The sequence below is a fragment of the Rahnella sp. PCH160 genome (assembly GCF_047784855.1).
Classification (GTDB): Bacteria; Pseudomonadota; Gammaproteobacteria; order Enterobacterales; family Enterobacteriaceae; genus Rahnella.
The window spans coordinates 89,426-110,954 of record NZ_JBLOGT010000003.1 but is presented as its reverse complement, the minus strand read 5'-3'; the positions used below and the strand labels follow the sequence as shown (position 1 = coordinate 110,954).

Genomic DNA, 21,529 nt, shown 5'->3' with positions numbered 1-21,529 from the left:
TCTCTGTCACGATGCTGACAGCCCTCTCCGCCTAATCTGAGCCTGCAAATTTGATTCCGCGAGCCTGCATAACCAGGCCGACACTCATCGGGAGAGACCATGAAATTCACGCTTATCAGTGCAATGCTACTCATGGCAATGGCTGGAGTGACCTCAGTCAATGCGGCTGATTACAAAAAAAATCCATTCACACTCGTCTATGACGGTGCCATTACTGAGAACGTCAAAGGCAAGGTCAACATTCACCCAGTGAAATACGATCTGCATGGCATCCAGATTGCTGCGAATGTCTATACCCTGCTAACTACGATCCCGCCAAAAAATACCCTGCCGTGGTGGTCGCGCATCCTAATGGCGGCGTAAAAGAACAGGTCTCCGGGTTGTATGCCCAGCGTCTCGCCGAGCAGGGCTACATCACGATTACCGCCGACGCAGCATATCAGGGCGCTAGCGGTGGGATGCCGCGCAGCGTGGATAAACCCGCTAATCGCATTGAGGATATCCACGGCATGGCTGACTACATCAGCCAGTATCTTGGTGTAGATACCGCCCGCCTTGGTCTGCTTGGCATTTGCGGTGGCGGCGGATATTCACTCGTTGCGGCCGAAACTGACAAGCGGTTCAAATCGATAGCAACCATCAGCATGTTTAATTCAGGTCTTGTGCGCCGCAACGGTATGCAGGATTCACAGCTGGATACTATCCAGCAGCGTCTTCAGCAGGCTTCTGATGCACGTGCTCAGGAAGCAGCCGGAGGAGAAGTGATTTACTCCGGCGATGCCAACCTGACTGATGAACAGATTGCTAAATTACCTTTTGCCTTATATCGCCAGGGCTACGAGTACTACTGGAAAACTCACGCCCACCCGAACTCCACGTTTAAATACACCACCAGCAGTCTGCTGGATTTGATGAGCTTTGACGTAACGGACCATATCAATCTCATCAATAAACCGCTGCTGATGATTGCCGGTGCAAAAGCGGATACGCTCTACATGACTGAAGATGCGTTCGCGAAAGCCACCGGTACGAAGGACAAAGAACTCTTCCTGATCGATGGAGCTACCCATATCGAGACGTATTGGGTTCCTAAATACGTAGACCAGGCAATGCAAAAGTTAGACGTCTTCTTCGATAAGAATATTTAGTTAGCCTCCGATGACGCCCCAGCCGAGCAGACTGGGTATGTCCATCAGCTGTACCCACTTTCCGCAGCATTTCACATTGCGTATTCACGCGATATACTCAGATTAACGAAGTTGCGGTTAAAGATAATTACGCTGCTTAAATAGGCGCTATGAGTTAAATTCATAAGCGTGGTGGATATGTGGTGGTCATTTTTTTATCTGAACGGTCAGTGCCATCAAAGCGCTGGCTGCTGTGAACAACGCAATTATCCAGCCCATCGTCCATGGCGTGCCATCACTTAACAGGGCGAGAAGCAATGAAGAGATAATGCCACTTCCGTATTGTAATGCCCCATTAGCGCCGATGCGGATCCTGCTACATTGGGCACTGCGTCAAGTGCGCAAGCCGTGGATGTTGCAGCGATGATGCCATTCATCGAGAAGAATACAAACACAGCCCCGACAATCACGGTAATTCCACCTACGCCCAGGCCTGTTGCGACCGCCAGCACTATTGCGGAAATAGTGGCGATGAATACGGCATTCTTGAACAACGCTTCCAGTGGATATCGTTGAACCAAGCGTCTGTTGACCATACTCACAGCCATTAATTCCACAATTTTTACTGCAAACAGCCAACCGTAATGCTGCGGATCAACGCCGAAGTAAGTGATGTACAGAAACGGGGAGCCCGTAATAAAGGCGTAGGCCGCGACGTAATAGAACGTCAGACACAGAGTAAACCGCATGTATTTTGCGTTGGTTAGCAAGGCATAGTAGTTTTGAAAGGCTTTGGTTACGGAGGCTTGCGAGCGTTTTTCAGCAGGTAATGTCTCCGGTAACCAAAATAAGGACATCAGCATTAGTGTTCCGATAATCGCCAGCAGCCAGAAAATAGCGTGCCACGAAGTGACTTTAATCATTTGTCCGCCGATCAGGGGCCCGGCAATGGGCGCGATGGCCATAATGATCATCAAAGTTGAAAGCATTTGTGCTGCACGAGTGCGACTAAACAGATCGCGGATCATTGCTCGTGCCAACATTGGGCCTGTACAGGCACCTAATGCCTGAAAAACACGCCAGAAGACAATTTGCATGATATCTGTTGATAACGCGCTACCTACCGAGCCGATGATGAACAGGCCTAAACCGATAAACAACGGCAGACGACTCGCTAGTCGGTCCCCAAATCACTTGCGCAATGCAAAATCCGATAAGGAACCCAGTGATTGTCAGCTCAGCATCACTCTGTAAATCTTTTGCCATAACGGGCATAGCCGGAAGATGCACGTCTATACAGAGTGCATTCTAAAGGAAATATCAGCGCGGGGTCCCGCCTGTTATTTTTGAGCGAATCATTACGAGGTGAGTATGTAATGATGAAAGAAGTCGATGATGGCCTACATGTAATCTTATTCGACCGCCTTATCCTTGCTTACTATGACAGTATCGATGGGCAAATCTTGCGCATCGACTGAGGTGAAATGTGTTACCTATGAGACCGGTCAGATCTGTAACCCATGTGACCGGTCTATACATCCCTTAACCCTTGCGATACAACCCATTCACCAATTAAGGGCATTAGCCCTGCTTCCTGAGCTTCTGTAATAAAATCTGTAGGAGAGATGGTTCCCTTCTGCGGATGTTCCCAGCGTAAAAGGGCCTCCGCACCTATGACTAAACCAGATCGATCAACGATGGGCTGGAATAAAAGCGAGAACTCATCCCTGTACAATCCAGCATGTATGGACTTTGCTTTCATTGTTTTGCGAGATAGATCAGCATGCATAGCAGCAAGTGCGCGCACAATATCAAGGTTGACAAGATTGGATTTAACCAAATGCTGAGAAATTGAAAGCGATGTGGCCTAGGAATATAGAAAGAGAAGATGGCCGCATTACTGCGAAAATGATGAATTTCACCAACCTAAACGCAACAATGATTATTTGTGCTAATGAGCGATTGATTTGAAAATTCATATATCCAACAAACCCAATAACCAGCAGATATCGCCTGCCCAACCCGCCCATACCAAATAACTCCCACTTTACGCCGGCTGAATTTGGTCGTAACGGATAGCGTGAATGGCTCCAGTATCCTTGTTGTACAAAATTATTGGCGGGAATTACCTCACGCGTGAGCGCCAGGCGAGGGCAAGGTCAGCAACATCTTCGGTTAATACACCTAGAGTATTGGTGACAGCGATATTATGTTACCGGAAATAATTCATATCGATACCATCAAAACCCACACCGAAATAGCGATGACTTTCAATGCCGGGAATTTCCCCAGGAAATCGGCGTCGAGTTTGTTTTCCCCATTTTCAACGCAAGCTGTCGCGATATTGATATGATATTGTTACGCGGGTGATATTTCACCATAGATGTCAATTAACGTGTAATAGTTTTTAACTGATGCTCAAGGTTATCGTTTATTCCATCCGGATTTAAAATTAACTTTTTCGTTATAATGCCATTATTCCTGGTATATATGGCATATTAATTAGCATGAATTTCTCTATAAAAAATCAGGCATACACGAAATAGACAACCGTTTTATCTATTAAAAATATTATTTTAGTATACATATTAAAAAATCTGTTCTACTGTTCAATGTGATTTTTCACGCATATACATCTCAAGGATGTTATTTTTAGTGGGGTTTATATAATTTTTATGCTCACCATGTGGAATACAGATCACTTTTTTGAAAAAATCGAAACCACCATCGGCGTCGACTACATGCTACGCGCCCGGGAAGGCGTACCGGAAAAAGGAGTATACATCCGCCCACACATGCATCTTAAGCATGAGATTATGTGGTTTCACAAAGCGGAGGGCAGTTACAGTATTGGGCGCGAAAAATTTAATCTTAAAAATAACACCCTAATCTACGTCAGTCCGCTGGTATTGCATGATATGGAGCTGTCTTTCACCGGCGACCATGAGCGTTTCCTATTGCAATACGATAACGCGGTACTCAACCGGTTAAAATATCCCTTTCCTGCAATGAAGCCCCATGTTGGTATTGTTACGCAGCTCAATGAGCAGGACGCCGCAAGGCTACAGTTCTTGTTCAGATGGTTTACGGAAATACATGAGACACCGCATTCAGTCTATGAGATTAATCCACTGATGATTCTTCTGCTCAATACGATATTCCACCACGCCACCCAGGCGGAACAAATCTCACCGGAAAATGAAGGTAATAGCTCATTTGAAAATATCATCAATTTTATTATTGATATGGAGACTCGAACCTCTTTTAATATTACACTGAATGAAGCCGCAGAATTTGTTGGTCTGTCATCGAGTCATTTTTCACGTACCTTCAAAAAGATTATGCAGGTCAGTTTTAAAGAGTATCTGGTCAGAAAGAAAATTGCCCTATCTGCCGACCTGCTGACCAATACCGAATTGAACGTGACGGATATTGCCTATCAGTGTGAATTTACCGACAGTGCCTATTACTGTTTTCAGTTTAAAAAGATTGTTGGCGTGACGCCGAAGAAATTCAGAACCAACAGCCGGTCAACAAAACAGCTATCCACGAAGCATGATAAAACCAAATGAGTTAATGATTTCACCGTTCTGAACACGAAGAATAAACATGTGGGCCAGTATCTCGTAGGGTTGTTATTTAATGCCAATAAAGCCTGGGTCCGTCAGATTATCGAGGGCATTATCGCCGCTACCGATTCCCGCACCCGTCATCTGTTGCAGGCCTGTACGATAGCCGGTGTAAAAGTACCCGATGAGGTCGCCATCGTCAGTATCGATGATGAAGACCTCGCCAACTATCTGTCGCGCATCTCATTGACGACCGTGGTGCAGGGCGCCCGGCAATTAGGTTTTCAGGCTGCCGGTCTCTTACACGCAAGGCTTTCATCAAGGGACCAGAACGCCCTGCGTCGCATTGTGGTTCCGCCAGTTGGTATCAAAGCGCGCATGTCGACGGATGTAAAGGGACACAGGATCCGCTGTTGGGGGTGCACTGTCGTTTCTCAGCGAGAACATCCATAAACTGCTGAAAGTGATTCATGTGATCAACTACCTTGAGCTTTCCCGCACGCTTATCGACACCAAATTTCAAAAAGATCTTGGGTGCAAGGTCCATGCGGTCATCCTGAAAGAAAAGCTCATTCCCTGCCGGATGCTGCTGGAGAACAAAAACATTCCGATTGCGGACATCCCTGCGCTGGCCGGGTTTCCCTCCATTAACTACTTTTATAACTTCTTTACACGCAAGATGAATCTCACGCCCGCGCTCTACCGTCAGCAGAACGCAAAGAATAAGTGACCGGTGAGGCCGGTCACCGCTTGGCATTTATGTCGCTGAGTTTTTCTCCGCCATGGTCATCAGCGCTTTATCGTTAAGGCTGTATTTGCGCATGATCAGCACTAGCAATGCCACCAGGATAGCCGGTAAAACGGTAAACAGCAGTCGGATGGTTTCCAGTGCCGACGCGGTTTGCGTTACTGCCCCCCGACATAATCACCCCAGGCGAGCAGATACCCCACCAGCGCGCCGCCAATGGCGATCCCTAACTTAATGGCGAATAAATTGGTGGAAAAGACGATGCCGCTGAGTTTCTTCCCGCTTTTCTGCTCCTCAGCATCAATAATGTCTGACAGCATGCTCCACTGTAAGGGGGTTGCGGCAAGCTGGATAATATTAATAATAATCACCAGCGAGAAAATGACGATAACGTTGCTGCCGGGAATAAAATACATACCCAGAAGCAGCGCGGCTTCGAGGAACATTGCCGTTTTAAACCCTTTCACTTTATCGATGTGTTTAAATACGGTAGACGAGATCATCGCCCCAAGTACGCCCGATGCCAGCGTGGCGGTCAGTAACAGGCTGCCCAAATCGGGGCGATTCATAATGCTATTTACAAAATAGAGCGTGGTGCCACCTTTAAAAAGCACTGCCACCAGGTTCACCACGTTAAGCGCAAAAAGAATACGCCAGTCTTTATTGGAAAATAGCGTTTTAAGATCATCAAGGATACTGTTCTTTTTTGTTAATTCGATATCCGGTGAAAAACGCTCTTTTGTCAGACCAAAGCAGATAAAAAATAGAATAATGCTCAGTACACCCATTACCATCATGGTGTAGAAATAACCGTTCTGCAGATTGCCTTTCCCCAGATAAGCCACCAGTGGCAGGGCCGTCAGGGAAACAATCAATCCACCCAAGGTACTAAGGGCAAATCGCCAGGATTGTAATGACACGCGCTCTCTGGAGTCATTGGAAATATTATTGATCATCGCGCAGTAAGGGACATTAATCGCGGTATAGACCAGCGACAGTAATGTATAGGAAACGTATGCATAAATCAGTTTTCCACCGTATGATAAGTCTGGTGTGTAAAAAGTTAAGCAGCACACCAAACCAAACGGAATCGCGAACCATAATAAATAAGGCCGGAATTGACCATATTTTGATTTTGTTCTGTCAGCCACAGCCCCCATTAATACATCAGTTATCGCATCAATCAAACGCACCGCCAGAAACATGGTGCCCATATGTGCTGGATTTAAACCAAAAATATCAGTATAAAAATAAGCCATAAACAACATCACGGTTTGCCAGACTAAATTACAACCGGTGTCGCCCAACCCATAACTTATTTTTTCTTTTACACCTATTAGTGTACTGTTCATACAGACTCCATCGGATAAAATTTAACGAAAATGCTTACGTAGACGTAAGTAAGTTATTGCTAAGGCCGTTTGCGATATGTATAAATAATCCTGACAAATATAAGAAGAGTGTACTGTATGAGTGATGAATCTCCCGTTTTCGAAAAAATACCCGTTCGCGCCGGAGACCTGTTCACCTTCCGGGTCGACTCTATCAGAGACTTCCAGGGGATAGAGGTAGTACCGCATTATCATATGATGCAGGAGCTGATGTGGTTTCGACAATCAGCTGGCAGCTTCACCATAGGAAATGAGAGATTAGCAATAGAAAACAATACATTGATTTTTGTTCCGGCATTGATAATTCATGAGATGATCATCCCGGCGCAGGCGAATCACGTGCGTTATCTCCTGCAATTCGAAAAAGAGTGGCTTGATGAGTACGCGTTGGCATCCGATGCGTTGCATTGTGGTGCGATGGCCATTCTTGGCACAGAAGACGCCGACCGGCTGGAAATGCTATTTAACTGGTGTGGCGAGTTTAGCGATTTTGCCGACACACTTTTCCGCTCACTTATCCGCAGTATTCTGCTGCATGCATTTAAAAACCTGAAAGCGGCTGTACATATTACGGAAAAAGAAAATAACGCCTATCTCGGAGAGCTTATCAAATTACTGAAATCCATTGAAGCCACTGAAAATTATGAAATCACGACAGAAGAGGCGGCGCGAACCTGCAACTGGTCTAAGTCGTGGTTTTCTAAAATATTTAAACTCACCTTCGGTATCAGTTTTAAAAAATTTATTCTCCTGAGAAAACTCAATATTGCCATTAATTTACTGACCAATACCGATCTACGTATCAGTGATATTTCCCAGCGTGCTGGTTTCACCGATAGTGCTTACTTTTGCCTCAAGTTCCGGGAAATGATGAACGATACCCCGCTGTCATTCAGAGATAAAGTCAGAACCACTACTGATGTGGGTCGTGGGCCACACCTATAACAGGAAATGTTAAAAATTGAACGATTTTTTCTGAGTGTGATCAGCGTTTCCCTAGTCGCGCAAAAAAGTCATATAAACCCCGCCAAAGAATACATTTTTTGCCTGCAATTAAGCCTACTTTTCATAACGTGAATACGGCGTTTGTTTCACCACGTTGACTATCCCTTGAAAATTAAAGGTATTGTTATGAATAAAACAGGGTTTAAAGAAAAAGTAGGCTATGGCCTGGGTGATGGTGCCTCCAATATCATATGGCAAACCATCATGCTATTTATGGCTTACTTTTATACCGATGTGTACGGCCTCAGTGCTTTTCATATGGGAACAATGTTTCTCGTGGTCCGCGTTTTTGATGCATTTGCTGATGTTTACGCCGGTTATTTAGCTGACCATACACAAACAAAATACGGCCAGTTTCGCCCTTATTTGCTCTGGTTTTCCTTACCGTTTGGCATTTTTGGCGCGTTGACGTTTTATACTCCGGACTTCGGGGAAACCGGCAAAATTATCTATGCCTACGTCTCCTATACCACGCTGTCGCTTTTTTATTCGCTGGTTAACGTTCCCTACTGCGCGATGATCAACAATCTCTCCCGGGATGTGAAAGAAAGGGTATCAATGCAGTCATACCGTTTCGCCTTTGCCGCACTGGGCGGTATTATCGTTTCTGCTGTGGCGCTGCCGCTGACCAAAGTTTTGGGTAATGGCGATCTGCAAAAGGGCTATTTCTACGGCATGATCCTGATGGGCGTGCTGAGCACCATTATGTTCCTGATGTGCTTTGCCATGACCAAAGAACACTACGTTAAAGAGATAGATAAAACCCAGAAATTTAGCGGCATCTATAAAGAGCTCAATATTCTGCTGAAAAACCAGAACTGGCGCTGCATCTTTGGCCTTAATGTCGTCAACCTTATTGCCGGAATATTAAAAACCGGCGGGGCCATATATTTCGTGAATTATTATTTGCATCGCCCGGACCTGGTCAGTGTGGTGCTTTCCATTATCCTCGGCGCGAAATTTATCGGTTCGATGTTTACCACCACATTGTACGGAAAACTCGACCGCTTGTGGGCGTACAAAATGGCGATGATGGTACAGGCGGCGGTGATGATTGCGTTATTCTTTGTGCCTGCCGATTACATCATCCTGACCTGCGCGGTGGTAGGTGTTATTCACTTTATCAACTCCACGGCGACACCGCTGCAATGGAGTCTGCTTAGCGATATCATTGATAACGTGGAGGGAAAATCTGGTAAATCCCTCAGTGGACTGGTTTTTTCCACCAATATTTTTGCCATTAAGATTGGTATTGCTATCGGTGGGGCCATTATCGGCTGGCTGCTGACCATCGGCGGCTATGTGGGCAATGCGCCCGTGCAGACTGAATCGGCAACTCTTGTAGTTAGACTCATTTTCACGGTGATTCCGGCGATGCTGATCCTGATTTTAATTCTGAAAAAATACCGCAACAGCGAAGAGCTCGATAACACCGTCACGGTGATCGCTGCACAAAACGAGCCCGCCAGACACTAACGGTTTATTACGGACGATAACAAGGAGTCGCTATTATGGCCGCTATCACTAACCCAATTATTCCAGGCTTTAACCCGGATCCGTCAATTATTCGCGTTGGCGAGGTTTATTATATGGCCACCTCGACATTCGAATGGTTTCCGGGGGTGAGTCTGTATAAATCCCTCGATCTGAAAAACTGGCAGCGGATAGCCTATCCGTTAAACCGCAGAAGCCAGCTTGACATGGTCGGTAACCCGGATTCTGGAGGTGTGTATGCGCCGTGCCTGAGTTATCACGATGGGCGCTTTTACCTGATTTTTAGCGATGTCAAAAATGTCGCCGGGCGCTTCTGGGACGCAAACAATTACCTGGTTACTACCGACGATATCGAAAGGGAGTGGTCAGAACCCACCTACCTTCACAGCCGGGGCATTGACCCGTCACTGTTCCACCATAGCGACGGGTCAAAATGGCTTGTGAGCATGGAGATGAGCCACCTGGAAGGCGGGAAACCGGGTTTTCCCAAATGGAACGGCATTATCATCCAGCAGTATGACGCCCAGGAAAACAGGCTGGTGGGCGAGTGCCTGAAAATCTATGCGGGTAGCGCACTGGGGACGACCGAAGGGCCGCATATTTACCAACACGACGGCTGGTTTTATCTGCTGACGGCCGAAGGAGGCACCTTCTACAACCACGGCGTGACTATGGCCCGCTCGCGTAATCTCTTCGGGCCGTACGAAACGGACCCCATCGGGCAGATGATGACCGCGCGTTACGACTGCCGTTTGCCGCTACAGCGCGTGGGACATGCGGATCTGATTGAAAATCCGCTCGGCGAGACGTTCATTGTGCACCTGTGCGGCAGGCCGCTGGCGACAAAAGGGCGCAGTCCGATGGGACGCGAAACAGCCATTCAGCGGGTGTACTGGAATGAAGAGGGCTGGTTACGGCTTATTAATGAGAAGACGACGCCGGAAAGCGTGGTTCACTCCCGTCTGGAAGAACACCCGTGGCCCGCGCTACCGGTCAAAGACAATTTTGACGCAGCGACTTTGCCGCTGCACTACCAGTCGCTGCGTATTCCGCTCGGCGAAGAGATGTGTTCGCTTGGTGAAAGAAAAGGCTGGCTGCGCCTGCGTGGCCGTGAGTCTCTTAGCTCACGCCATTACCAGAGCCTGCAGGCCCGCCGGCAGACGGATTTTGCTTATACCGCACAAACATGCGTAGATTTTTCCCCGCGTGCGTTCCAGCAAATGGCCGGGCTGGTCTGCTTTTATGACACTACCAATTACCTGTACCTGAATATCTCCTGTGATGAGGAAGGGCTGCGAACAGTTAACCTGATGGTCAACGACCTGAACAAATTCACGATGGTAACTGGCGAGGGCATTCGTATTACCCGTGAAGGGCTGGTGTATCTCAAAGTGTGCGTGAAGGGCGATGCTGCGTGGTTTTATTATTCGCTGGATGAGGCTGAGTGGTTCCCCGTCGGTGGGTATGTGGAATACAGTAAGCTGTCCGACGAATACTTTAAAGAACGCAGCATTGAGCGTTTCACCGGAGCTTTTGTGGGCATGTGTTGTCAGGATTTGACCGGCGAACATGCCTATGCAGACTTCGATTATTTCTCTTATTCGGCAGACCCATACTAACCGTTGATAGCACGGCATGTGTTTTTCCTGCCAGCGCGATTGAAATAATGGCGCTTTTTATTTTTTGTGAAGAGGATCACCCGCAAGAAGACACTTCTTATATTTACGAGGGCGTTTCATATACCTGGCTAGAAATACGGGCGGTAAAATCAGGGATAACAGAATACTTTAAGAGTGATTATTTATGATTCAGAATCCCATATTCAAAGGTTTTAACCCCGACCCCTGCATTTGCCGTCGAGGCGATGATTATTATGTCGCCGTTTCCTCATTTGAATGGTTTCCCGGGATCCCGATTTATCATTCACGGGATTTAAAAAACTGGCAGTTACTGACACATGTTTTGCAAGATGACAATGTCCCCGACCTGCGTAAACTGCCCTCCGCCAAAGGCATCTGGGCACCTTGCCTGACCTGGTGCGAGGAAGAGCAATTGTTCTATGCCATTTATGGCGTGATGAACTCCATGAATGCCCGTTATTTTGATGTCGACAATTATCTGATTACCGCCAAAGATATTACCGGCCCCTGGAGTGAGCCTTTCTATCTCCATTCCGCCGGTTTTGATGCATCGCTGTTGCATGACACCGACGGGCGGAAATGGGTCGTCTCTCTTGAGTGGGAAACGCGCCCTGGCTACGAAAAACCCGGCGCCATTTGCCTGGTAGAGTATTCACCGGCGCAGAAAGCCATTGTGGGCTTTCCTCAGCGCATCTGGTCTGGCGGTACAGACCGGGGCTGCATTGAAGCGCCGCATCTGACGAAACGCGGGGATTACTACTACATCATGACGGCGGAAGGCGGCACCGGATACGGGCATGCAGTCACTATGGGGCGGGCAAAAAATGTCTGGGGACCATATGAGAGCGACCCGCAAAATCCAATTTTAACGTCGTACAGTGAAAACTTTAATGAACGCCACGATGCGAACCACCTTAAACCTCAGTACTTCAACCCTGAGACCTATCTGCAAAAAGCCGGGCACGGTAGCTATGTTGAAACCCCGGAGGGGGAAGTCTGGCTGGTTCATCTGTGTAGCCGACCGTTTCGTGATGAGTTGCGCTGCACCCTTGGCAGGGAAACCGCTATCCAGGAGATGTACTGGACGGCTGACAACTGGCTAAGGCTAAAAGGCGGGGGAAACATTGCTCACCATGAAGTCAACGCCTCGGCCTTGCCGCCGAGCCCGTTTGCACCGGATGTAACGACGGATCATTTTGATAAGGCACAACTGAATAAAACTTATTACGCGCCGCGCATCGATTTTCGCCGTTTTGCTTCGCTTAATACGCGTGACAGTCATGTCACGCTACGAGGGCAGGAGTCGTTAAGTTCGACCAACAAGGTGAGCCTGCTGGCGAGAAAGCTGACCTCGGTCTATTGCACCATCACCACCAAACTCGCCTTTTCCCCGCAGGTGTATCAGCACAGCGCGGGTCTAGTGCTCTATTACGACAATATGAACTATCTCTACCTACTGCAAACCTGGGATGTATCAATAGGAGAACCCGTGTTGTCGGTGATCCATATGGATAACGGCCAGCGCCATGATATTGCCCAGCCTGTGCGGGCAGGAAGTGAGCCGGTATTTCTGCAGATACGCATTGAAGGGCGAGATATCACCTGCCTCTGGTCACTGCGTGACGGTGGTTACCAGCCGATTGGCGAGTGTTATAATACGACGGGATTTTCCGATGAATACAGCGAGTATGGGGAATTTACTGGCGCATTTTTTGGGCTGGCCTGCGTGGATGCCATGCTCCATCAACACGACGCCCATTTTGATTTTTTACGCTATGAGGCCGATGAGACGCGCCTGATTGATTAAGGTTTTCGCGGCGACAATGCCTTATCTTTACGGGTCTTCACCTCGCTGAGGTGAAGAATTCACGAGTGTATATCCTGCGTTAGCATATGATCCCGTTAACTATCACCGGCTGTTCTGCAGCAACTGGTTGAGAGCGTTCTTCCAGTCAGCCGGGCGCTGGCATTCAGTGGAAGCGTGAACGAAAAACCTGAAAAAATGACCGAAAGCGCATTCTGCTGGGAACAAAATAGCGATCCGATGGCGGTCGAAAAACTGGCTGAAGGTTGACCCTGACCCAAAATCCTGCTCCATTCAGAAACAGAATTCCGGCATGATAATGACTCCCCTGAACGGAGGATGTGCCGATGAAAAAGTCACGATTCACCGAAGAGCAGATTGTTTTTGCCCTGAAGCAGGCTGAACTGGGTACGTCAGTGCCGGACGTCTGTCGCAAGCTGGGCATTTCGGATGCCACTTTCTATACATGGCGTAAAAAATACGGCGGCATTTCTCCTTCGGAGCTGAAGCATATGCGGCAGCTGGAAGAGGAAAATCTGCGGCTTAAGAGGCTGGTTGCCGATCTGAGCCTCGACAAGGCGATGCTGCAGGACGTGCTGGCAAAAAAGAGCTGACGCTGGCACGCCTGCGCGAATGGGTCAGGGATTTGCAAGCCCGCTACGGTGCCAGTGAGAGACAGGTCTGTTTTGCGCTGCGGGTCAGCCGCAGCTCGTTTCGATATCGTTCTGTTGCTGCCGACGACAGTGCGCTGCGCCTGCGCATCCGCGAGATCACCGAAACCCGGGTTCATCACGGTTACCGCCGCGTACACGTGATGCTCAGACGGGAAGGCTGGCGCGATAACCACAAAAGGATTTACCGGCTTTACAGCGAGCAGGGTCTGTCGCTGCGGCGCAATAAATCGGCCCAGCGCCGACAACCGCAGCCTCAGGGTCTGTATCCGAATCACGTCTGGGGCATGGATTTTGTCTCTGATGCGTTGTTTGACGGGCGACGACTGCGCCTGCTGACGGTTATCGGCCTGTACACCCGCGAATGCCTGGGGATCGGCGTGGGGCAGAATTTGCGTTCAACAGAAGTGGCAGAAATGCTTAATAGCATAGCGCTCAGACGTCCTTTACCTCAGTTGCTGAAAACCGATAACGGACTACCGTCTGAGTCAACTATTTTACACGCAGGGATACAGCCATCTAATACAAAGACGATAGTTCATTTTAATATCCGATACTGCCCACATTTCCTTTCGGCTTATAAATATGGTTCGATATATCGATGAAGCTGTAATCTGAACGTGGCCACTGCCAGAGAATCATCTGGCAACGGTAATGCAATGGAATTCGCTGCAACATCATAGAGATGTTCAAGAAACTGCTGTTTATACTGTTTCCGCCCAACAACATCCCATGACTGTTTTACAAACACATCCCGGTTAAGTGACGTGATACAAGACGGTGTAGGGAATTGAAGTAAAAACTGGCAGAACCACTCTGCCCGGGACATATGCAGAAACTGCTCAGCTTCGGGAAAATAAAGGGTCAGATAGTGGTTAACCAGGCTGTTCAGACATCGTGTTCGTGCCAGAGTAACCTGATGGTATGTGTTTGATATCTCCTGTATATCGATAATGCCATTCGCCAGAGGATCATAAAATGGTGAAGATAATCCTTGTTCGAGCAAATACATAATGACACTGGCATCTTTGCGATCATTTTTATCCCAGGTCTTAAACAGCATCTCACGAGCTCGCGCACATCTGACAGAGGAAACAAGATGGCACTGAACTCCCTGCTTATGTAACCACCATGCGATGTTACGGTGATAATCAGCTGTAGGTTCAAATGCAGCGATAATATCTTCATGGGGTGAAGCGGTGAGCGCAAGCAGTCGGTTGAACCCTTCCAGGGTATTTTCAATACGCAGATAGGATGTTCGTCCATCCGGGTGCCGAATTTTTGCATCGTGATGTTTTTTAGCGATATCTAGGGCAATCAGAGTCCCCGACACACCGATGTTACTAACAAAAGTGTTCATTGATTTTCTCCACTTGTGGCAGACACAGACATTACAAGTTGTAGAAAATAGCTGACTTAAACGCTAGCTGGATGCACTCAATAGGTATCATGGTTCTGAATTTGCAGGGAAAATGCTGGACAGATGGGTGTACGAAAGAGGCATCAGAATCGACTTCTCACGCACGGGAACACCGACGAACAATGCGACAGTGGAGTCGTTCAACGGCAGGTTAAGGCAGGAATGTCTGACCGAGAACGGGTTTATGTCTTTGGAGGATGCACGGTGCAAAATCGAGGCCTGGCGCATACACTATAACCAGAGGCGTCCCCATTCAGCGCTGGGCTGGATCTGGATGACCCCGTCAGAATTTGCTGAGAAGTCTGCCGGTTGCCAGAATACATAACCAACATGAAGCCGGTTATTCCTGATTATGAATGGATCACATACAGGGTCAGGCTCATCGAGACTTATTGGGTTTCTAAATACGTTGACCAGGCAATGCAAAAATTGGACGTCTTCTTCGATAAGGATATTTAGTAAGCCTCCGATGACGCCCAGCTGCGCAGACTGGGGTGCCCATTTGTTGTAGCCACTTTCCGCTGCATTTCACGTTGCGTATTTTCTCTTGCAGCTCGCGGTTACAGAGGCGTTCCGCAGGCAGTACTGAGTTATTTTGCCCAGACGGTATGTTTCTTAAGGTTTCAGGCTACTTTATGGCATTTCTTTAGGGATCCCTGATAAAACTCGTCCTTCCCTGAGTTACAGGGAAGGACGGGTATCTGTAGACGAAAGTGTCGTCCGGCATCAATAACAAACTTTTATTTTTTTTGCTGAACGGTCAGTGCCATCAAGGCGCTAGCCGCTGTAAACAACGCAATTATCCAGCCCATCGTCCATGGTGTGCCGTCGCTGAACAGAGCAAGAAGAAGTGAAGAGATGATGCCACTGCCGTATTGTAACGCTCCCAGAAGCGCCGACGCTGAGCCTGCAACTTTTGGCACTGCGTCAAGTGCGCAAGCCGTTGATGTTGCAGCGATGATGCCATTCATAGAGAAGAATACGAACACTGTGCCGACAATTACGGTAATTCCACCTACACCCAGGCCGGTTGTGACCGCCAGCACTATTGCCGCAATAGTGGCGATGAATACGGCATTTTTCAGCAACGCTTCAAGTGGATAGCGGTAAACTAGGCGTCTGTTGACCATACTCACAGCAATTAATCCCACAATGTTTACTGCAAACAGCCACCCGTAGTGCTGCGGATCAACGCCGAAGTAGGTGATGTACACAAACGGAGAGGCCGTGATAAAGGCGTAGGCCGCGACGTAATAGAACGTCAGGCACAGAGTAAACCGCATGTATTTGGTGTTGGTTAGCAAGGCATAGTAGTTTTGAAAGGTTTTGGTTACGGAGGCTTGTGAGCGTTTCTCAGCAGGTAATGTCTCAGGTAACCAGAATAAAGACATCAGCATTAATGTTCCGATAATCGCCAGCAGCCAGAAAATGGCATGCCACGAGGTGACTTTGATCATTTGCCCGCCGATTAGTGGACCTGCAATTGGCGCGATTGCCATGATGATCATCAGGGTCGAAAGCATTTGTGCTGCACGAGTTCGGCTAAACAGGTCGCGGATCATTGCTCGAGCCAGCATCGGGCCGGTACAGGCACCTAATGCCTGAAAAACACGCCAGAAGACAATTTGCCTGATATCGGTTGATAACGCGCAACCGATCGAGCCTAAGATGAATAAACTTAAACCGATGAATAGCGGCAGACGACGCCCGTAACGATCGCTAATTGGTCCCCAAATCAGTTGTGCAATGCAAAATCCGATAAGAAAACCTGTGATTGTCAGCTCTGCATCACCCTGTAAATCTTTTGCCATGACGGGCATAGCCGGAAGATAGATGTCGGTTGATAAAGAGGTAACAGCCATTAGGGCGCTAAGGATGAGTAGAAACGATAGACCGGGTTTTTTAGCTATAGCTGACTGTGTTCGTGCCTGATTATTAAGCATGGTGATCCGTTGGACATGAAGATATATGGCATATTAACTTGTTTGTGCTCGCTGATAATCACAGGGGGAGGATAGGGACTATGAATTACATTCATTAATATTGTGAATTGCGAAGGCAGTGAAAGTATGATTTGAACAGGCACTTATCTTAGGCCTTATAGTGAAGAATGGAGGTATCGTTTCAGGCTCGATGTGTGGTTGCAGAGAAGGGCACGAATTATCAGATCATAAAACAGCATGCCTTCCTATCCAATGTAAGTAAAATTTCGTCATAAAGCCGTCGGTTAGTCTGTAGTGGCATAATGAAACTGGTCCCGGAGTATTTGGATAAGCAGATCGAAGACCAAACGGATCCTAGCAGGCAATAAAGGCTGATGTGGGCGAAAAATATATAACTGCCAGGCCTGGAAGTTATATTCCGGAAAAATATTGACCAGCTCTCCACGTTGCAAATAGGGACGGACTGTAATATCCGCCAGTTGGCTGTAGGTTCTGCCGGACAGTGCGGCAGACAATTCACTGCTGATATCAGCAGCAATGAATGTGGGTTGGACAGGGAAAAAACTACTGCCATCAGCAAATTGCCATGCCCAGATCCGCCCGGAATTGCTGTTATTCAGGGCGCTGAGCGGATAATTATGACGCAGATCCTGTAAAGAGTCTGGTATGCCGCGCCGGGCAATCAGTTCCGGCGCGGCAACAATGCTCACACCAACTGGGTGGATTGTTTTCACAATAAAACGGTTATCCGGAACGGTTCCAATACGTATTCCGATATCAATTTGCTCATCAATAATGTTGAGATGGGCATCCGTCGGCAGCCATTCAATATTGAGTTGAGGGTAATCCACTAAACTTTTCAGCAGGCGGCGCAAAATATCTTGATTTTCAAAGAGCGGTGGGAGTGTAATTCGCACGCATCCGGATATCTCGTGAGGATTGAGGCTGTTACCTTCAGCAAAGAGCGCATCACTGTCCGCCAATAGCGCTTCCGCCTTGGGCCAAAAATGCTGCCCAAATGGCGTTAACTTCATTTGTCGCGTATTACGCACAAACAGCATTTCACCCAGTTTTTTCTCCAGTTCTGCTACGGCGCGGGTCACCAGTTGTGGGGCAATTCCCAGCTTGGTCGCGGTTTCCCTGAATTTAAGGGTTTCTGCGGCAGTACAGAAAATTTTTAGCGATTCAAGTTTATCCAGCATGGTGTTCTCTGCATGAAAGCGGGGGTAATAACGAAAGTTGATTATACTTGAAATGAGAATTCTGAAAGTAAAAACAATTCATATACCAGTGATCGTAATGGTCGGATAATCCTTTTGATTGAGACCGTAATGACAAACAACAGGATACCAGAATGCCAGAGAGTGATTTATATCAGCAACTTTCCAAAAGCAAACCCGTCAGCATGCGTTCACCTGAATATGCTCAGGCAATCCGCGATATGGGGGAGAGCTGGAAAGTCACGCATGCCATTAACCATACGGCAAATGATTTTCTTGATGATACGTTACGCCCTCTCTTTGCACAGCTCCTTGGTGAGGAGCTGGACAGCAGTTCACACATTTTGTCGCCGTGCTACATCGATTTTGGTCGTCAGGTGAAAGTGGGGAAAAACGTCTTCATTAACCATAACTGCACCATGATGTCCGCTGGCAGCATTGAAATAGGTGATGATGTGCAAATTGGCCCACAAGTAACAATCACCACCACTAATCATGATTTTGTCGACCGTTACACCCTTATTTGTAAGCCTGTGCGTATCAAAAAAAATGTTTGGATAGGTGCCGGTGCACTAATACTGCCTGGTGTAACGATTGGAGAAAATGCAGTGGTTGCCGGAGGCGCAGTAGTGACTAAGGACGTAGAGCCTGACGTCGTCGTTGGCGGTAACCCGGCCCGTGTGCTGAAACGACTGAATTAACTTCTTATCTACATCAAAATAATTGAGGAATGTACGATGACTAACTTTTGGGCTGGATATCGCAGAAGAACGTATTGCGGTTCTCAATGCTTGGTTTGACAAAATTGGTACACCAACCCGCCTGCCGCAACTGGGTATTACTGATTATGAATAAAGCAAAGTGATTTTTTCCTGAAAGACTTTAGTCAGATACAAGTAGTCTCCCTTTATTTTTCTACCCTAATCAGCACTGGAGAAAACGATGAAAGATGTGATTGTTGTAATAGGAAGTGGTTCTATTGCTCAGGCTATTGCGCGTCGGGTCAGTATTGGTAAACATGTTTTATTAGCCGATATAAGATCCGAAATAGCAGAAGCTGTCGAACATACATTATCACGTGCCGGATTTGAAGTGAGCACCACGGTTGTTGATGTCAGTTCGCGTGAATCCGTACAAAATTTAGTGAAAGAAGCCTGCCGCATAGGTAATATAAAAGGTGTTATCCATACCGCCGGGCTGTCTCCTTCTCAGGCAAAAGCGCAGGACATTGTTAGAGTCGATTTGTACGGTACCGCCGTGCTCTTTGAAGAGTTTGGTCATGTCATTGCACCGGGCGGTTCAGCCGTGGTTATTGGTTCTCAGTCCAGCCACCGTCTTAATGTAGATGCCTTCACACAAGCACAAGCGGATGCTTTGGCGACGCTCCCACCTGAAGAGTTACTCGAGCTGCCCCTGGTTCAGGAGGTGACGGATAGCCTGTACGCTTACCAGCTTTCTAAACGAGGTAATGCCTTACGGGTGGTGGCTGAAGCGGTGAAATGGGGGAAACGAGGTGCCAGAATAAACTGTATAAGTGCAGGGATTGTATACACTCCATTGGCTTATGATGAGCTAAATAGCGTGGAGCGTGGAGCGTTTTATCAGAATATGCTGGCTAAATCCCCTGCAGGTCGCGGCGGCACACCTGATGAAATAGGTGCACTGGCTGAGTTTCTTTTTGGGCCGAATGGCACCTATATCAGCGGCAGCGATATATTAATCGATGGGGGTGTGACGGCTTCTTATAAATATGGTGAGTTAAAACCATAGCAGCCCTCTGTGATAAACATAATTAAAAATCTGAATAACTGGCTACTTTTACTCGTATCATAGTTTGTCTTGTTGTACTTAATTCTTGTGTGGGTAGAAAAATCAACTCATCAATTAGCAAGTTTAGTAAATGGCATAGAAAAATATAAAATCTGATGGGTGGATATATAAATCAGTTATTTAAATAATTTGTTTTATATCCGTTTTTATAAACACTAATTATCCCACCCCGTTAATGAAGATAGGCAATGCCATTATTTAAATTAAAAGTACCTGTATTCCTCACGCAAACACGTTCATTAGCGTCGTTTGGTTAGCGATCCCAACCTCGGAGCGCTGCTGACATCCTCGTTTTCACTACAATTGCATGGATATACAGTTCAATCGAAATCCTTATCATCAGATAATTACTAACTTCATATAATGGGACTTATATAAAGTTATCTTTCTTCTGTATGAACTGGTAATCTATCCAGTAGTTCAGGTGCAGATGAATTTTCACCGTAGATCTTACAGGTTACGCTACGTGAAATCTGCAAGGTAAATCCCCTGCATCTTTCTCAGAATCCACGTAGCATCGTCAGTGACCGGGAGTGTGCTTTTTAAGCTATATATGGGCAAATTAACAACGATCCCCCAGGCGTTACCGGCTATCCAGGCTGAAGAGGATGTTCTGGCCAGGCTTAAGGAATTTGTTCAAGACAAAGAGGCTTTTTCGCCCAATACCTGGCGACAGCTGATGAGTGTTATGCGGATCTGCCACAGATGGTCGATAGATAATAGTCGACCATTTTTGCCTATGCTTCCGGCCGACCTTCGCGATTACTTGAACTGGCTGCAGGAGAATGGCCGGGCCTCTTCAACGATTGCGACGCATGGTTCCTTGATTTCGATGTTACACCGTAATGCAGGCCTAACCCCTCCTAATACTTCACCGCTGGTATTCCGGGCCATTAAGAAGATAAATCGTGTTGCGGTTGTTACGGGGGAACGTACTGGCCAGGCAGTTCCCTTCCGTCTTGAAGATTTGTTGGAACTGGATGCATTATGGTCTGATTCGACATCGCTTCGCCAAAAACGGGATCTGGCATTTCTGCATGTAGCTTACAGCACGCTGCTGCGTATTAGTGAGTTAGCCCGTCTTCGAGTTCGCGATATCTCCCGGGCGCCAGATGGGAGGATCATCCTTAATGTGAGTTACACTAAAACTATTGTTCAGACCGGCGGCCTGATCAAGTCCCTAAGTTCGCAGTCTTCTCGCCGGCTGTCTGAATGGCTATCGATGTCTGGTATCAGCGCCGAACCCGACGCCTTTCTCTTTTGTCCGGTGCACCGCTCTGGGAGTGCAACTCTTTCAGTCACCCGTCCGCTGAGCACGCCTGCGATTGAATCTATTTTCGCACTGGCATGGAATACGAACGGAGCAGGTGAACCCATCATTCCAAACAAAGGGCGCTATACAGCCTGGACTGGTCACAGTGCTCGCGTAGGGGCTGCACAGGATATGGCGGGACGTGGCTATGCTGTCGCTCAGATTATGCAGGAAGGAACTTGGAAAAAGCCTGAAACATTAATGCGTTATATTCGTAATCTTCAGGCGCATGAAGGGGCGATGATTGATATTATGGAAAAAAACCATAGGGGGGTAAATTAATTAAATATGAACTCATAAAAAATAAGTATGAATTGTGATTATAGTATAACGAGTTGTCCAATTTTGAGTTTGC

Annotated in this window: 13 protein-coding genes and 6 pseudogenes; 13 read left to right on the top strand and 6 right to left on the bottom strand. The window is 47.4% G+C overall.

What is annotated here, in order from left to right; all coding sequences use genetic code 11:
* The first annotated feature begins 123 nt into the window (after window positions 1–123).
* Window positions 124–1,148 (top strand): annotated as a pseudogene (locus ACM5QY_RS26045) (alpha/beta hydrolase).
* A 186-nt stretch (window positions 1,149–1,334) separates the two neighbouring features.
* Here ACM5QY_RS26045 and ACM5QY_RS26040 read toward each other — a convergent pair.
* Window positions 1,335–2,420, bottom strand: a pseudogene (locus ACM5QY_RS26040) (multidrug effflux MFS transporter); the annotation flags it as partial.
* Window positions 2,421–2,658: 238 nt separating this feature from the next.
* On the bottom strand, window positions 2,659–2,889 hold the full coding sequence (locus ACM5QY_RS26035; protein WP_416123580.1) for an EAL domain-containing protein: 231 nt from the start codon (window positions 2,887–2,889) through the stop codon (window positions 2,659–2,661).
* Between the two features lie 922 nt (window positions 2,890–3,811).
* On the opposite strand from ACM5QY_RS26035, the gene ACM5QY_RS26030 reads away from it, so the two are divergent.
* From ACM5QY_RS26030 to ACM5QY_RS26020, 3 genes are read left to right on the top strand one after another with little or no spacing between them, the layout of a single operon-like run.
* Window positions 3,812–4,699, top strand: a complete 888-nt coding sequence (locus ACM5QY_RS26030) for a helix-turn-helix domain-containing protein (protein ID WP_416123579.1) — start codon at window positions 3,812–3,814, stop codon at window positions 4,697–4,699.
* A gap of 39 nt (window positions 4,700–4,738) precedes the next feature.
* Window positions 4,739–5,149, top strand: coding sequence for a substrate-binding domain-containing protein (locus ACM5QY_RS26025; RefSeq protein WP_416123515.1), 411 nt, complete (start codon window positions 4,739–4,741; stop codon window positions 5,147–5,149).
* Between the two features lie 19 nt (window positions 5,150–5,168).
* Complete coding sequence (locus ACM5QY_RS26020) at window positions 5,169–5,426, top strand: helix-turn-helix domain-containing protein (RefSeq protein ID WP_416123514.1); 258 nt, start codon at window positions 5,169–5,171, stop codon at window positions 5,424–5,426.
* Window positions 5,427–5,453: 27 nt separating this feature from the next.
* On the opposite strand, the pseudogene ACM5QY_RS26015 reads toward ACM5QY_RS26020, so the two are convergent.
* Window positions 5,454–6,796: pseudogene (locus tag ACM5QY_RS26015) on the bottom strand (glycoside-pentoside-hexuronide (GPH):cation symporter).
* 117 nt (window positions 6,797–6,913) lie between these two features.
* On the opposite strand from ACM5QY_RS26015, the gene ACM5QY_RS26010 reads away from it, so the two are divergent.
* The 5 genes and pseudogenes from ACM5QY_RS26010 to ACM5QY_RS25990 form a co-directional block, all read left to right on the top strand.
* Window positions 6,914–7,780 (top strand): helix-turn-helix domain-containing protein, encoded by an 867-nt coding sequence (locus ACM5QY_RS26010; protein WP_416123513.1) that lies wholly within the window; start codon window positions 6,914–6,916, stop codon window positions 7,778–7,780.
* Window positions 7,781–7,966: 186 nt separating this feature from the next.
* Window positions 7,967–9,316: a glycoside-pentoside-hexuronide (GPH):cation symporter gene (locus ACM5QY_RS26005; RefSeq protein ID WP_416123512.1), complete on the top strand. Its 1,350-nt coding sequence runs from the start codon at window positions 7,967–7,969 to the stop codon at window positions 9,314–9,316.
* A 35-nt stretch (window positions 9,317–9,351) separates the two neighbouring features.
* On the top strand, window positions 9,352–10,953 hold the full coding sequence (locus tag ACM5QY_RS26000) for a glycoside hydrolase family 43 protein (RefSeq protein WP_416123511.1): 1,602 nt from the start codon (window positions 9,352–9,354) through the stop codon (window positions 10,951–10,953).
* A 184-nt stretch (window positions 10,954–11,137) separates the two neighbouring features.
* Window positions 11,138–12,781 (top strand): glycoside hydrolase family 43 protein, encoded by a 1,644-nt coding sequence (locus ACM5QY_RS25995; RefSeq protein WP_416123510.1) that lies wholly within the window; start codon window positions 11,138–11,140, stop codon window positions 12,779–12,781.
* A gap of 344 nt (window positions 12,782–13,125) precedes the next feature.
* Window positions 13,126–13,925: pseudogene (locus ACM5QY_RS25990) on the top strand (IS3 family transposase); the annotation flags it as partial.
* A 116-nt stretch (window positions 13,926–14,041) separates the two neighbouring features.
* On the opposite strand, the pseudogene ACM5QY_RS25985 reads toward ACM5QY_RS25990, so the two are convergent.
* A pseudogene (locus ACM5QY_RS25985) lies at window positions 14,042–14,809 on the bottom strand (IS110 family transposase); the annotation flags it as partial.
* 88 nt (window positions 14,810–14,897) lie between these two features.
* Here ACM5QY_RS25985 and ACM5QY_RS25980 point away from each other — a divergent pair.
* A pseudogene (locus ACM5QY_RS25980) lies at window positions 14,898–15,194 on the top strand (integrase core domain-containing protein); the annotation flags it as partial.
* A gap of 415 nt (window positions 15,195–15,609) precedes the next feature.
* On the opposite strand, the gene ACM5QY_RS25975 reads toward ACM5QY_RS25980, so the two are convergent.
* Together ACM5QY_RS25975 and ACM5QY_RS25970 are read right to left on the bottom strand one after the other, a co-directional pair.
* Window positions 15,610–16,812, bottom strand: coding sequence for a multidrug effflux MFS transporter (locus ACM5QY_RS25975; protein WP_416123509.1), 1,203 nt, complete (start codon window positions 16,810–16,812; stop codon window positions 15,610–15,612).
* 284 nt (window positions 16,813–17,096) lie between these two features.
* Window positions 17,097–18,014, bottom strand: a complete 918-nt coding sequence (locus ACM5QY_RS25970) for a LysR family transcriptional regulator (protein WP_416123508.1) — start codon at window positions 18,012–18,014, stop codon at window positions 17,097–17,099.
* Window positions 18,015–18,166: 152 nt separating this feature from the next.
* Here ACM5QY_RS25970 and ACM5QY_RS25965 point away from each other — a divergent pair, with 152 nt between their 5' ends.
* The 3 genes from ACM5QY_RS25965 to ACM5QY_RS25955 all read left to right on the top strand — a co-directional run bounded on the left by ACM5QY_RS25965 (window position 18,167) and on the right by ACM5QY_RS25955 (window position 21,456).
* Window positions 18,167–18,733 carry a sugar O-acetyltransferase gene (locus tag ACM5QY_RS25965; RefSeq protein WP_416123507.1) on the top strand — a complete coding sequence of 189 codons (567 nt, stop codon included), beginning with the start codon at window positions 18,167–18,169 and terminating at the stop codon, window positions 18,731–18,733.
* Window positions 18,734–18,974: 241 nt separating this feature from the next.
* Window positions 18,975–19,802, top strand: coding sequence for an SDR family oxidoreductase (locus tag ACM5QY_RS25960; RefSeq protein ID WP_416123506.1), 828 nt, complete (start codon window positions 18,975–18,977; stop codon window positions 19,800–19,802).
* Window positions 19,803–20,415: 613 nt separating this feature from the next.
* Complete coding sequence (locus ACM5QY_RS25955) at window positions 20,416–21,456, top strand: tyrosine-type recombinase/integrase (RefSeq protein WP_416123505.1); 1,041 nt, start codon at window positions 20,416–20,418, stop codon at window positions 21,454–21,456.
* Window positions 21,457–21,529: the final 73 nt, after the last annotated feature.

What these genes read in the sequence shown, in the direction of transcription:
- ACM5QY_RS25975 (WP_416123509.1), bottom strand. Translation starts at nt 16,812, where the DNA reads ATGCTTAATAATCAGGCACGAACACAGTCAGCTATAGCTAAAAAACCC.
- ACM5QY_RS26000 (WP_416123511.1), top strand. Translation starts at nt 9,352, where the DNA reads ATGGCCGCTATCACTAACCCAATTATTCCAGGCTTTAACCCGGATCCG.
- ACM5QY_RS26005 (WP_416123512.1), top strand. Translation starts at nt 7,967, where the DNA reads ATGAATAAAACAGGGTTTAAAGAAAAAGTAGGCTATGGCCTGGGTGAT.
- ACM5QY_RS26010 (WP_416123513.1), top strand. Translation starts at nt 6,914, where the DNA reads ATGAGTGATGAATCTCCCGTTTTCGAAAAAATACCCGTTCGCGCCGGA.
- ACM5QY_RS26035 (WP_416123580.1), bottom strand. Translation starts at nt 2,889, where the DNA reads ATGAAAGCAAAGTCCATACATGCTGGATTGTACAGGGATGAGTTCTCG.
- ACM5QY_RS25995 (WP_416123510.1), top strand. Translation starts at nt 11,138, where the DNA reads ATGATTCAGAATCCCATATTCAAAGGTTTTAACCCCGACCCCTGCATT.
- ACM5QY_RS26030 (WP_416123579.1), top strand. Translation starts at nt 3,812, where the DNA reads ATGTGGAATACAGATCACTTTTTTGAAAAAATCGAAACCACCATCGGC.
- ACM5QY_RS25965 (WP_416123507.1), top strand. Translation starts at nt 18,167, where the DNA reads ATGCCAGAGAGTGATTTATATCAGCAACTTTCCAAAAGCAAACCCGTC.
- ACM5QY_RS25970 (WP_416123508.1), bottom strand. Translation starts at nt 18,014, where the DNA reads ATGCTGGATAAACTTGAATCGCTAAAAATTTTCTGTACTGCCGCAGAA.
- ACM5QY_RS25960 (WP_416123506.1), top strand. Translation starts at nt 18,975, where the DNA reads ATGAAAGATGTGATTGTTGTAATAGGAAGTGGTTCTATTGCTCAGGCT.
- ACM5QY_RS25955 (WP_416123505.1), top strand. Translation starts at nt 20,416, where the DNA reads ATGGGCAAATTAACAACGATCCCCCAGGCGTTACCGGCTATCCAGGCT.